Below are 13559 nucleotides of genomic sequence, written 5' to 3'. Positions count from 1 at the left end.
TACTTCTCCAAGTTGATTCCCTCCATGAATCTGTTGAAAACCAACACCGGATCGCAAATATCCAGAAAATCTGAAATATATAGTGGCAAAATTGCCTGTTTTGGTTTAGAATAATTAGTGGTTGAATTTTTCATTGGTTATGTAAATTTTACCACAAAAGGAGGTCCGCTGACTCGAAAGAGTCGGTGGACCTCCTTTGTTATTTGGGTCCGTGTTATTTCACAGCCCCTTTTGTATTATAAAAAAGGATTTTTGCAAGTTTTACATAAAAAAGCAAGGTAATATCTCTGTCCTATGGTACAATAGAACGGAACGAGATTGCAAAAGGAGTGATTTTTATGGCAAACAAGGAAATGTATACCCTGGGCTCACAGAGCTCAGTGATTCGCGAATTATTTTCGTATGGCCAGGAACAGGCTGCTAAAGTAGGCAAAGAAAATGTCTTTGATTTTAGTATCGGCAATCCGACCGTACCGGCCCCGGCCTGCATCAGGGAATCCATTGCTGAGATTATGGCTACGCGGGAATCGGCAGCGATTCACGGGTATACGGCAGCTTCCGGTGATACGGCTGTCCGCCAGGGCTTAGCCCAATATATGAATGATACGTATGATGCGCACGTTAAGGCCGATAATTTTTATATGACCTGTGGCGCAGCGGCATCGTTGACGATTACCTTGAAAGCCATTGTCGAAGCGCCAGAGGATGAAGTGCTGGTCATTGCTCCGTTTTTCCCGGAATACACTGTATTCATTGAAAATGCCGGTGCTCATGCCGTTATTCTGCCGCCGGATACGGAACATTTCCAGATCTCCCTGGAAAATTTGGAAAAGGCCATTACGCCCCATACGCGGGCGATTATCGTCAACTCACCGAACAACCCGGCCGGTACGGTCTATTCGGCTGATACGTATACAAAAATGGCCGATATCTTAACGAAGAAATCGGCAGAAATAGGCCATGCTATTTATCTTATTTCTGACGAACCATATAGAGAAATCATTTATGACGGCCTGCCCATTCTCTATGTACCAAAGTTCTACGCCAATACGATTGTCTGCTACTCGTACAGTAAATCCTTGAGCCTGCCGGGTGAACGCATTGGCTATATTCTCGTACCGGATTCCGTAAGCGATAAAGATGTTTATCCTGCCGTCTGCGGTGCCGGCCGGGCCATGGGCTTTGTGTGTGCTCCGCACCTCTTCCAGGACGTCGTTTTAAAATGCCTGGGCCAGACGAGCGATATGAATATTTACGACGAAAACCGTAAACTCTTATATAATGGCCTGGAAGAAATGGGCTATGACTGCGTCTATCCGCAAGGCGCATTCTATCTTTTCGTCAAGTCGCCGGAACCGGATGCCAATGCCTTTTCGGAAAAGGCCAAGGCCCTGAATCTGCTCATCGTACCGGCAGACAGTTTCGGCTGCCCTGGCTACGTACGGATTTCCTATTGCGTAGAAGCCGATATGATCAAACGGAGCTTCCCGGCCTTTAAAAAGCTCATAGAACAGTATACGTAACACGTGTCTGCCGTTCATAGAAAAAAGCTGTCCTTTTGGGGCAGCTTTTTTGTTACACAGCCTATTATTTTTTTAAGCGGTTGAAGATGGTCTGCCGTGATACGTGAAGCAGCTTGGCAATTTCCGTCTGGGTATAGCCTTGTTCCATTAAATCGCGAATGACAAGCTGCTGGATAGCCGTTTCCAAATGCTTCATATCAAGGGCTACCGTGCCGGGGGCCAGGAGATGCTCCGTTCCTTCGTTAGCTGGCGCATCAAAGAGATAGCTGTACGTACGGTCTCCGGTTTCACCGAAAATGTGGTACCGCAGGGCAGCGCTGTATAATTCCCGTATATTGCCCCACCAGTGGTGCTGCAATAAGGTTTGCCGCAGGTTTTCCGGGAGTTCCTTTGGGGATTCGCCCAAGGATTGCAAAAAGAAGGAAAAAAGATAGGGAATATCGGCAGGCCTGTCGTTTAAAGGGGGTAAATTCAGCTTCAGCGTGTTAATGCGAAAAAAGAGATCCCGCCTAAAGGTCCCGGCCTGGACAGCAGCGAGAATATCGGCATTACTGGCAGAGATGATGCGGATGTCTAAGGGGATGATGTAGTCGGAGCCGATGCGCATGACCTGTTTGGTTTCCAGTACGCGCAGCAGCTTGGACTGGATGTTAGGTGACATGCTGTTGATTTCATCCAGAAAAATCGTTCCTTTATGGGCCATTTCAAACAGTCCTGCCTTGCCTTCCTTGCGGGCACCTGTAAAGGCACCGCCGGCGTAGCCGAAGAGCTCGCTTTCCAGCAGGTCCGGAGGCAGGGCCGCACAGTTAATGGCCACAAAGGGCCCGTTGTGGCGGGGACCGGCGTTGTGGATGCTCTGGGCGAAGAGCTCCTTGCCCGTACCGCTTTCGCCTTGAATCAGGACCGGTGCGTTGTACGTAGCCATGAGCCTGGCCTGGGCAATAGTCTGCTTCATGTGTGCATCGGCCGTATGGATATCTGAAAAGCAGTGCGTTGCCTCCAGGCCTGTACGCGATAGTTTATAGCGGATATTTTTTTCCAGACGCTGTAATTCCGTTACGTCCCGCAACGTCAGGATGTATTGCCGTTCCTGGCCGGAAATGAAGGAGTCGGAATTGGCGACGAGTGTATACGGCGGCTGGTGGATGATACGGTCTTTGAAGGACGGCTTGGTTCCTTCGTGCCAATCGGGAAAAATGGTGCGTATATTTTCTGTATCTGCCGGAATGCCGAGGAAAATAGAGGCCTGCCGGTTAATATGGGAAATAGCCCCGCCTGCGCCATAGAGGATGATACCGTCTGTGACATGGGATAAGATCGATTCCAGCGTAGAGAGCTGGCGCCGGTCCTGCCGCTGGAAGCGGACGATGCCCAGGGCATATTGGAAGACCGACAAGAGTGTCGATTCGCTTGGCCTGATGGGAAAGACGGGCAAGGGCACGATGTTGGCAATCTGGGGCAAGAGGGTGCAGCCGACGATGGCGGTATCCGGCGTAATGGGAATATCCTGAATACGCGCCAGAAGCTGGTCGTACGTATCATCAATGCTGTAGGGCTCGTGTATGATGAGCTTAGCCCGCAGGTCTGGCGGACAAATATCAGGATTAAAAATGAAATGCTTGTTGAGGAGGAGATGTATTTTTTTGTATCTGCTGGCCTGACGCAGCGTATACAGGGCATCGTAGGTAGAACTGTACAAGCAGAGAATGGGAATCTCGTGAATCGCTGCCGACAAAATTTGGTACGAGCCACTATTGGTGATGATGACCTTGGCGCCGGCCCGGACCATGTGCTGTGCCTGTGCAACCATATGGGGAAAATCGACAATTTCCGTTTTTACCGTCACGGAATCCAGGTCCGGCAAATCGCTGTACGAAGCCAGCATATGGGAAACGGCCTGCTTCATCGTCGTGTCGGCAATAAAAAAGTAAATACTATCCATGGGGAGCACCTCCTGCCTTGCTATATTTTGTGTAAAGTATAGCAAATTTTTTTTACACAGCATAGGTACAGGGACTCTTATTTTGTCAAAAAAGGCCGGAAATCAGGCCTTTTTCTCTTTTCCCAGTTGGCATAGGGATTGCATATACAAGAGTATGCAATAGGAGGAGAAAAGAATCTTGCTTGAACGAGATAGGAGGATCTATGATGAAAAAATTGCTGACCGGCGATGAAGCGGTTGCCAGGGGCCTGTATGAAAGCGGTGTCTCCTTTGCTTCAGCCTATCCGGGTACACCGAGTACGGAAATTTTGGAAAACACAGCCCAATACGATGAAATATACGCCGAATGGGCACCGAATGAAAAAGTCGCAGTAGAAGCGGCCATCGGTGCTTCCATGTCCGGTGTCCGTTCCTTTGCGGCCATGAAGATGGTCGGCCTCAACGTAGCAGCCGACGCTATGTTTACGTTTTCTTACTTACAAATTAACGGGGGCTTTGTCTTTGTCTCGGCCGATGACCCGGGCATGCATTCTTCCCAGGATGAACAGGATAACCGGCACTACGCCAAGGCCATGAAGATCGCCATGTTTGAACCGTCTGATTCCCAGGAATGCCTGGAAATGACAAAGGAAGCCTATCATGTCAGTGAAACCTATGGCGTACCGGTTATGCTCCGCATGACGACGCGTATTTGCCACTCTAAGAGCCTCGTGACAGAAGGGCCGCGCCAGGACGTACCGCCTGTACCGTATGTAAAACAGCGGGAAAAAATGGACGCTGTACCGGCCATTTCCAAACAACGCCGGTACGTCATGGAAGAACGGGAACAGAAGCTAAAGGCCTATGCCGAAACATCACCCTTCAATGCAGAAGAAATGCATGATACGAAAATCGGCATCGTTGCCGCCGGCGCTGCGTATATGTATGCCCGCGACGTCTTAGGCGACCGGGCTTCCTACTTAAAACTGGGCTTTACGTATCCCCTGCCCTTGCAGAAAATCCGTGATTTTGCGGCCAAGGTAGATACGTTGTATGTCGTAGAAGAACTGGATCCGTTTATGGAAGATCAAATCCATGGGGCCGGTATTGCCTGTCACGGCCGTGATGTCATACCGGGCATTGATGAACTGAACCCGAATATCGTCGCTGCCGCCATTTTGCAGCAACAGCGCCAAGGCGTGACCATTCCTGATACGTATGTCGTACCGCGTCCGCCCGCTCTTTGTGCCGGCTGTCCGCACCGCGGCTTTTTCTATGCCTTAGGCAAACGCAAGGACACGGTCATGGTCGGCGATATTGGCTGTTATGCCTTAGGCGGGTCGGAACCGCTCAACGCTAAGGATTTGGCTGTCTGTATGGGCAGCGCCTTTTCTGTCGGCCACGGCCTGAGCCATGGGTTCCAAATGAGCGGCCAGAAAAAGCGAGTCGTCGCCTGCATGGGTGATTCGACCTTCTTCCACACGGGGATCAATTCCCTTACAGATGTCGCCTACAACCATTCCAATACGATCTGTGTTATTCTCGATAACCGCATTACAGGCATGACCGGCCATCAGCAAAATCCCGGTACGGGCTATACGCTCAAAGGGGAACCGACGACGCTGATTGATATTCAAACGGTCGTCCGGGCCTTGGGGATCCAGCATATCCGCACGGTCAACCCGCTGGATTTGCAAGCTATGAATGAGGCACTGGACTGGGCCTATGCCAGAGAAGACGAACCGTCGGTCATCATTACGCGCTGGCCCTGTATCCTGAAAAAATTCAGCCCTGCAGATCAGGCAGAGTTTGATCTCTCTATGCAGCCCTGCGTCGTCCACACGGAAACCTGTATTGGCTGCAGGAAGTGCCTGACTACAGGCTGCCCGGCCCTGCGCTTTAATACGCAGACAAAAAAATCGGAAATCGTTGCCAGTGACTGCACGGGCTGTACGCTGTGCCTACAGGTTTGTCCTGTACAGGCCATTAGCCGGAAGGGGGACAAATGATGCGTGACGTAACCAGTATCCTGCTCGTAGGTGTTGGCGGGCAAGGAACTATTTTAGCCAGTAAAATCCTGACCATAGGCCTTATGGAACAGGGTTACGATGTAAAGATGAGTGAAGTCCATGGCATGAGCCAGCGCGGCGGCAGTGTCAGTACACAAGTGCGTTTTGGCGAAAAGGTATATTCGCCCATTATCGGTGCCGGCATGGCAGATATTCTCGTTTCCTTTGAAGAAATGGAAGCGGCGCGCTATGCCAAATTCCTCAAGCCGGCTGGGAAAATGGTCGTCAATACGACGCAGATTCCGTCGCTGCCCATCTTATCCGGGGCTTGTGAGTATCCGGCCAGGATCATAGACGAATTGAAAAAACACGTGTCCGTACAGGTCGTAGATGCTACGCAGATCGCCGCCGGCCTGGGTAACCCTAAAGGGGCTAACATCGTCCTCTTAGGCGCCTTGGTCGGTGCTTTGGGACTCACGGAGATAGACTGGAAAGAGATCATTGCAAAGACAGTCAAACCGGCCTTTGCCGACGTGAATATCAAAGCCTTTGATGCTGGCCTGGCCGCCGTATGATATAATAGACCAATGTGTATATAGGCAGATGCCAGGGCCTTTTGCCTGGCATCTTTCTGTTCAAAGGAGGAAACAACACATTGGCTTTTATGGAAAACAAAGAAAATCTGGTCTGGCGCAAGGGAATACCGGGCAGGGCCAGCGAACGGTATGCCCGGGCAGCCGGTATGACGCCGGAGGAATGGCGGGAAGCTACCCGTTTTAGCGCCATTGATGTGGGCTGGATCATTATGTGTGTCGGCATGTCCTTAGGGGCAGGGATCGTGTTTTTGCCGATCCAGGTGGGCTTATCCGGCTTGCCCGTCTTTTTGCTCGTGGCGCTCCTGGGCTATCCTATTGCCTATGCTCACCAAAAGTTGTATTTGGATGTCTTGGCCAAGTCGGAATTATGCGAGGACTTTGCCGGTATCATTTCCGGCTATTTGGGAAAAAACTGGGGCTTTTTCTTAGGTGCCGTCTATTTTGTCTTTACGACGATCCTGCTCTTTCTCTATTCGACGGCCCTGACTAATGACAGCTCATCCTTCTTGGTGACCTTTGGCGTAACGCAGGAGTCCCTGGCACAGAATGCCTTTTATGGCCTGGCACTCATTTCACTCATGGTCGTCATTGCTTCGCAGAGTGAAAAACTGCTCATGAAGATTTCGTCCGGTATGGTCGTGACGAAGGCCCTGGTCATTGCGGCCCTGGGCCTGCTCATGGTGCAACACTGGGACCTGCTCAACATCATGGTGCCGCCGGATCTGGGCTATGTCATTAAAAATTTCATCGTCATGCTGCCCTTCATTGCCATGTCGATTGAGTTCTTCATCGCCTTAGGGCCGGCGGTCATCTATTTCCGTAAAGAGACGGAGAATAAAGTTGTAGCCCACTATCGCTCTACGCGGATTTATCAGTATGCCTATCTCTTTTTGGTGGGCCTCGTCGTCTTTTATACGGTATCCTTTAACCTGGCGATGGACCACAGTCAGGCTGTTACGGCCTATACGGCCAATATTTCTGCCTTGGCTCTGGCGGCACAGCATATGGATGGCTCAGCCATAAAGATTTTAAATCTCGTCTTGAATATCTTTGCCGTGGTTACGGCCTTCTTTGCCATGTTCCTCTGCTTCCGCGATGCCTGCAGCGGCATGGTACTGAATCTGCTTGGCCGTGTCATGGCGCGCGAAGCCATTCCTAAAAGGCTCATTACCCACGCGACCAGTATTTGCTGCATCCTGCTTTGCTGGGGCGTCATTGCCCTGCGTATACAGGTACTTACCTTTACGCCTCTTTTGGGCGGGCTCATCGGCTTGATTGCCTGCTTCCTGCCCGTTTTTCTGGTTATAAAATTGGATATATTCAAGCAGTATCGTACGTGGAAATTGATTCCTATCGTACTCATGGGAATCATCCTCCTCGTTTCTCCGTTTATGGGGCTGCTTTGAAGGAGCGATGTAGATGGATGTCTATGCGGAATATGAAAAAAAACGCTGTACAGCCCAAGCGGCCGTACAGCTCGTAAAAGACGGGGACTGGGTCGATTACAGCCAGTGTACGTCGTACCCGACGGCCCTCGATAAGGCGCTGGCAGAACGGCGGGATGACCTGCATGATATAAAGGTACGCAACGCCATTACCTGTCATCCCGTAGCGGTACTGGAAAAGGATCCGGAAAACAAGACCTTTACATACAACCTGCTCCATTGCTCGGCCCAGGACCGTACCTACATAGATGCCGGACGGGCTTACCATGAGCCCATGCTGTTTCGCCAGTGCGGCTCGTATTATACGCGCGGTTATGCACCTGTACAGGTAGCTATGATTACCGTCGCGCCCATGGACAGGCAGGGCAATTTTTCCTTCGGCCTGACCAATTGCTGCCAGCCGGAGCTTCTTTCCGTAGCAGAACACATTATTCTCGAGGTCAATCCGGCCATGCCCGTCGTATACGGCCTGGAGGAAGATCATATACATATTTCGGAAGTCGACTGTATCGTAGAAAGCCGGGAACCGCTCAATACATCGCCGAGCCGGGCGCCGGGCGACCTGGACCGGCAAATTGCGGCGCAGATCTTCCCTTATTTGCACGACGGCATGACGCTCCAGCTGGGGATTGGCGGCATGCCCAATGCCTTAGGCGAATTGATCGCCGCGTCTGATCTCAAAGACCTGGGCATGCATACAGAGCTCATGAGCGATGGGTACCTGGCCCTGTACAAAGCCGGCAAGATTACGAACCGCAAGAAAAAACTCCTGCGCGGTAAGGGGATCTTCTCCATTTGCCTGGGCTCTACGGAATTGTATCAGTTCCTGGACCACAGCCAGGAAGTTCTTTCGGCGCCTATGCGCTATGTCAACAGCGTAGAAACGATCCGCCAGCTGGACGACTTCATTTCCATTAACGGCTGCATTGCTGTAGACCTCTACGGCCAGGTCAGCTCCGAATCGGCCGGTACGCGCCAGATCAGCGGGACCGGCGGCCAGCTGGACTTCGTTACCGGCGCCTACGCCGCCCCGCATGGCAAGGCCTTTTTGGCACTGCCCAGCAGCCGTGTCGACAAAAAGGGTGTGCGTCATTCCAACATCCTGCCGTTGTTTACGCAGGGCGATATTATTACGACGCCGCGGACGCAGGCTCCGTATATTGTCACCGAGTATGGCGTCGCCTGCCTGCCGGGACGCACGACGTGGCAGCGGGCTGAGGCACTGATCGCCATTGCGCACCCTGATTTCCGGGAAGATCTGATTCAGGCCGCAGAAAAGCAGCATATTTGGCGGCGCAGCAACAAGCGCTAGTCCGGACATAAAAAACACCAAGCCCTTGGAAAAGAGTCTTGGTGTTTTTGTCGTACCTTCAAATAAAGGCCACAGGTTCCTGATTGTTCATGGAATACCCGTCAGCGTGGGGATCATCTAATTCAGAAAGGGTCATGTCTTCCTGGGGCTGCAGCCGTTTTACAATGCCGCAGGGATTGCGTAAGGACAAGCCCTTGCTGTGACCGGACAGGATCCAGAGAACCTTATAGCCGCCAGGCGTCACGCTCAGCGTTTCTTCGCCCTGGCCATCGGTAAAGTAAATGAGCAGGTCTGTCTTGTGCGCATTGGCATAGGCAAAGACCGGGCTGAAGGCCGTGCCGCCCCGGTACGGGTGGCGTTTTTGCAGATCTCTGAGCGAACGGACGGGATAGGCTTTTTTGATCTGATCGTCGCATTCGAGTACGGTGATTTTCACCTGCATGGAACGGACAATCTGCAATACCTCCTGCATGGCCTGATGGAACTCGGCATCGCTGATACTGCCGCTGACATCGAGGGCGACGATGATGCGGGCCTTGTAATGATGGAGCTCACCCCGCAGATCCAGGCGGTATGGCTGACGCCGGTTCAACCGGGCCGTCGTGCGGCGGGTACCGCAAAATAAAGTGCCTGCCATGCGGCTTAAATAGGTCTGCCAGGGCAGGGCCTTGTTGAGACTTTTAAAGGCGGCAATGGCCCCGGCCAGGTGTGGCGAAAGAGGCCCTTGGCTGGCCGTATCCAAATACTTTTCCGTAAATTTTACTAAGACCTGCGGATCCTGTGTATCCAGCTGTTCCCATAGATCATGGGCGTGGCGGATATCAAAGCGCGGCTCCTTATCGGCCGTTTCCGTAATGTGATCGGTCGTAGTCGTCTTGCTCCGTTCTTTCCAGTCAATGCCGCGCTGTATCTTTTCGGCATAGTCTTCCAGCGTATCATAGGGGATGAGAAAGAGGCCGTACTGGTTATTGATCCTGTCGATGGTTTCGCCATCCTCCGGTACGGGGTCCACGTACGTATTGACAATGGCATCCATGGCCAGGTTCAGGGCCAGCTTGCTATAATGCTGCCGCAGATCGCGGGAACGCAGGAGATGCTGGAATACGATGTGCAGAATTTCGTGTTTGATGGAGCTGATCATTTGCTGCGGCGTTTGTTCCAGAAAAAGGAGGGGGTGAAAGTACAATACATATTGTGTGTGTTCAAAGGTAACGGCCGTAGGCGCCCGCAGGTCCCAGTCTGTTTTCTTGCCCATTTGGAAGAAAAAGTAACCGTAAAAGTTTTCTTCATCCTCCATGAGGGACAGGCTGAGCTTGCTGATAAAGGCGTAGAAAAGCTGGTTTAGCTCTTCCGGCATGGCTGCCGGGGCCTTACCAGGCGCAGCTGTATATAGGTTTTCGTTGGCCCAGATCTGTATGGCGTCGATCAGGCGTTGGCGCATATCCATAAGCTCTGTATTCAACTTATATCACTTCTTTCGTATCTTTAAAACGCAATCGTTCGTCAACGGCTATCCGCTTCGCCCGCTTGCTGCCGTACTGATATACCAAATGCAGCTTATCTACAGGTGTCCAATGATAGATTTGATTTAAACTGCGGCAATTCATGAAATTACGGATATACTTTTCCGGCACATCCTCTTGGGCGACTATGTGCTGCAGCAGCTGCAGGATATCCTTTTCCGGTATGTATTGCTCCTTCTTCAGAACCGTACAGACGAGAATATTCAAGGAGATAAAATGCAAAATCCTGGCGGCTGACAGGTTGTGGACAAAGCGCAGGGTCCGCGCATCCGTAAGAATGGCCAGATCCTCTGCTTCCGGTGCGGCAGGGTCCAAATAGCGGAGTGCTTCAGGGCTTTGCCGGATCGCCGCCAATTGTACCTGTGTCGTCGGTTCTTTAATGTATTGCAGGGCTTCCCAGTTTTTTTGGACTGCCAGCAATTGTAACTCCTCACCGGGCCGGACGGCGTAACGGATCGCCCAGGGCGATTGTTCCAGCGCCAGGCGCACCAGCGCCGCAGAGGGCTGTTTAATATAGCTCAAGTTATACCAGTTGGCCGCAATGGCCTGCCGGCAAAGGGCTTCAGGCGGATTTTTTATATATCGGATGGCTTCCGGTGCCTGGGCGACGGCCGCTTCCTGCACGTCCCGATCAGGCTCAGACAGATATTGGATCAGCAGGCCGTTGGCCCGGACCGCTGCGAGCTGCAAGTCCTGCGACGGGTGATCGATATAGCGGATCATGTATGGATTATTCGCAAGCCGTTCCACTGTAATAGGTTCGTTCATAGCAACCTCGTTAAATGAAATATATTTTCAGGTACTACCATTGTACGTTCATTTTACGTGAATTTCAATGTATGGACTGACGTTTTTTTGTGTTCGTAGTATACTGGAAGAAGTAAATTGAGACGGCACATACCGGTTTGTTTTGCGTGTCCTGTGTTGCCGTCAGAGGGGTGTAAACCATGCTTATTTTAGGAACACTGTTTATTATGGGCTGTTTGCTGGGCCTGACCGGCGCCGGCGGGGCCGGCATTGTCATTGCTATTTTGACGGCTGCCTTTGGTGTGCCGATTCACCTGGCCTTGGGAACGAGCCTGGGTGCCATGGCGTTTACGACGCTTTCCGGCGCGGTAAGTCATTTTCGTGAAGGCAATGTGCGCGTCAGGACCGGTGCAGCTGTCGGTGCCTTCGGTGCTATCGGGTCCTTCTTAGGTGCCCATGTAGCGGCTTTGATTCCGTCGTCTAACCTGCACTGGCTGACTGGCGGCATGCTCCTATTGTCGATGATACTCATGTACTTGCGCCTGTATCATCCCAATTCAGGCCCCTTTGCCCACGCGACAAAGGAAGAATTACGAGGGGGCTCCCGCTTTTGGTTCACTGCCGTCGGTGCCGGCCTGGTCGTAGGCTTTCTCTCCGGTACCTTTGGCATTGGCGCAACGCCTTTTATACAGCTCTCCCTGCTCATCCTCTTCGATCTGCCCCTGGTCACGGCAGTTGGGACGACGATGCTAATCATCATGCCCATTGCTGTCTTTGGCGGCCTGGGCTATTTGCTCAGTGGCAATTTAGACTTTACCCTGTTTTTCCAAGTCGTAGCCGGTCTCATGACTGGCGCTTACGTAGGGGCAAAGTTTACGAACCGGATTCCCCGCAGTGTACTGAAGGTCTGTATGACGAGTATTCCCGGTATTGGGGCCCTCATCCTGTTTCTTGAATGACAACCTGCTGAAAGGAGCAAGATCATGGTAAAAGTCGCACTGAAACTGGAACAGCGTACGAAACTTTCACAAATTCAGCGGCTGACGATTAAAATGCTGACGCTCCGGTCGCAAGAGCTGACGGATTTCCTCCATGAGCAGGTGGCGGAAAACCCCTTGCTGGATATCCGTTACGGCGATGTAAAGTCCCAGGCCGATGCAGGCAAGGAAAAGCCCTTAGATGCTGTCCGCAGCCGGGCCGATTCACTGGAAGAGAGTCTCATGAAGCAGCTCCGCCTGCAGACCTTGCCCCGGCCGGTCTTGCTGGCCGCAGGGCTCGTCATCCGTTCTCTCGATGAAAAAGGCTTTTGTACAGGCAATCTGGCTGAATTAGGGCAGGAATACGCCTTGGACGGGGCCACGATGGACAAGGGCCTGGCCGTCGTGCAGAGCCTGGATCCGCCCGGTATCGGCGCGCGTGATATCCGTGAATGCCTGTTGCTGCAGACGCGCCGCCACGGTCAGGCCCCGGCCGGGACAGAACGCTTGCTGAGCCAATACTATGAAGATTTCCTGCAGGGGAAATGGCAGAAGCTGCAGCACGAAATGGACCTTTCAGAGAAGGACTTCAAGGCCATCCGCGATTTTTTAAAGACCCTCGCCTTGCAGCCGGCCAGTACGGCCGATGCGGAAACGGAGTTTATCCGTCCGGACGTAGAAATATATGAAGCGGAACCGGGAAAATTGGCTGTACGTTCCTTAGAAGAATTACCGGACGTCTTTTTTCGGGACGATTTATATAAGGAATACGAAGCCCAAGGCGATAAAAAAACGCGCACGTATATTCACCGGGCCCGCCGGGCCTTTCTGAGCCTGCAATCGGCCTTGGCCTACCGCTGGCAGTCCATTTTTTTGGTGCTTCAATGTGTGGCCCAGTATCAGTCTCAGCACTTTCTGCAGGGACTGCCCTTGCGGCCCTTGCGGCAAAAGGATGCAGCCTACATGACCGGCCTCAGCACAGCTACGGTAAGCCGCGTTTGTCACGGACGATATGTCCTCTTTTCCGGCCACGTGTACCGTCTGCAGGATTTCTTTGCCCAGGCCTACGCTTGTCAGAATGAATATGAAGACGGCGAAATCTCCGATCAGGCTATTAAGGAAAAAATACGTGACCATATTGCGGCGGAAGCGCCGGACCATCCCTGGTCCGATCAGGAACTGGCAGACTGGCTGGCGGCACAGCAGATCCATATTGCCCGGCGTACCGTAGCCAAATTCCGTCTGCAGCTGCAGATTCCCAATAGCACGATCCGGCGCCGCTTAAAAGAATAACACAAAAATCGCCCGGACTGGCACGTGATATGCTCCCTTCTAGGTAGACATGAGAAATAATAAAATCTCACTCTACTTGGAAGGGAGCATTTATTATGCATAGAACTAAGGTTTGTGCAGAAGAAAAACTACATACGGTGCTAGATATTCTTGCAGGAAAAGAATCAGTATCTCATGCTGTAGCACGATTGTCAGTAAACAAATCCTCTGTAC

Annotated in this window: 10 protein-coding genes; 7 read left to right on the top strand and 3 right to left on the bottom strand. The window is 52.0% G+C overall.

Annotation, left to right across the window (positions count from 1 at the left end):
* Nucleotides 1–338: 338 nt before the first annotated feature.
* The gene (locus H8J70_RS11795) at nt 339–1523 is read left to right on the top strand and encodes a pyridoxal phosphate-dependent aminotransferase (RefSeq protein WP_186504488.1); all 1185 of its coding nucleotides are present in this window, start codon (nt 339–341) and stop codon (nt 1521–1523) included.
* Between the two features lie 64 nt (nt 1524–1587).
* On the opposite strand, the gene H8J70_RS11790 is transcribed toward H8J70_RS11795, so the two are convergent.
* Nucleotides 1588–3465: a sigma-54 interaction domain-containing protein gene (locus H8J70_RS11790; protein WP_186504487.1), complete on the bottom strand. Its 1878-nt coding sequence runs from the start codon at nt 3463–3465 to the stop codon at nt 1588–1590.
* Between the two features lie 203 nt (nt 3466–3668).
* Between H8J70_RS11790 and iorA the strand changes: the two genes are divergently transcribed.
* The 4 genes from iorA to H8J70_RS11770 all read left to right on the top strand — a co-directional run bounded on the left by iorA (nt 3669) and on the right by H8J70_RS11770 (nt 8806).
* Entirely contained in the window at nt 3669–5453 is a 1785-nt protein-coding gene (gene iorA, locus H8J70_RS11785) for an indolepyruvate ferredoxin oxidoreductase subunit alpha (RefSeq protein WP_246415364.1), read from the top strand.
* Entirely contained in the window at nt 5450–6028 is a 579-nt protein-coding gene (locus tag H8J70_RS11780; RefSeq protein ID WP_425489129.1) for an indolepyruvate oxidoreductase subunit beta, read from the top strand. The genes iorA and H8J70_RS11780 overlap by 4 nt, the downstream gene beginning before the upstream one ends.
* A gap of 89 nt (nt 6029–6117) precedes the next feature.
* Nucleotides 6118–7455, top strand: a complete 1338-nt coding sequence (locus tag H8J70_RS11775) for an amino acid permease (RefSeq protein WP_307973615.1) — start codon at nt 6118–6120, stop codon at nt 7453–7455.
* A gap of 13 nt (nt 7456–7468) precedes the next feature.
* Complete coding sequence (locus H8J70_RS11770; RefSeq protein ID WP_186504486.1) at nt 7469–8806, top strand: acetyl-CoA hydrolase/transferase family protein; 1338 nt, start codon at nt 7469–7471, stop codon at nt 8804–8806.
* Nucleotides 8807–8864: 58 nt separating this feature from the next.
* On the opposite strand, the gene H8J70_RS11765 is transcribed toward H8J70_RS11770, so the two are convergent.
* Together H8J70_RS11765 and H8J70_RS11760 are read right to left on the bottom strand one after the other, a co-directional pair.
* Nucleotides 8865–10268: a vWA domain-containing protein gene (locus H8J70_RS11765; protein WP_222433705.1), complete on the bottom strand. Its 1404-nt coding sequence runs from the start codon at nt 10266–10268 to the stop codon at nt 8865–8867.
* A gap of 1 nt (nt 10269) precedes the next feature.
* Complete coding sequence (locus H8J70_RS11760; RefSeq protein ID WP_186504484.1) at nt 10270–11097, bottom strand: hypothetical protein; 828 nt, start codon at nt 11095–11097, stop codon at nt 10270–10272.
* A gap of 179 nt (nt 11098–11276) precedes the next feature.
* Between H8J70_RS11760 and H8J70_RS11755 the strand changes: the two genes are divergently transcribed.
* Nucleotides 11277–12035: a sulfite exporter TauE/SafE family protein gene (locus tag H8J70_RS11755; RefSeq protein ID WP_186504483.1), complete on the top strand. Its 759-nt coding sequence runs from the start codon at nt 11277–11279 to the stop codon at nt 12033–12035.
* Between the two features lie 24 nt (nt 12036–12059).
* Nucleotides 12060–13346 carry an RNA polymerase factor sigma-54 gene (gene rpoN / locus H8J70_RS11750; protein ID WP_186504482.1) on the top strand — a complete coding sequence of 429 codons (1287 nt, stop codon included), beginning with the start codon at nt 12060–12062 and terminating at the stop codon, nt 13344–13346.
* Nucleotides 13347–13559: the final 213 nt, after the last annotated feature.

This window comes from Megasphaera hominis (genome assembly GCF_014269395.1).
Classification (GTDB): domain Bacteria; phylum Bacillota; class Negativicutes; order Veillonellales; family Megasphaeraceae; genus Megasphaera; species Megasphaera hominis.
The sequence above is the reverse complement of the archived record's forward strand: the minus strand, read 5'-3'. Positions and strand labels throughout refer to the sequence as shown.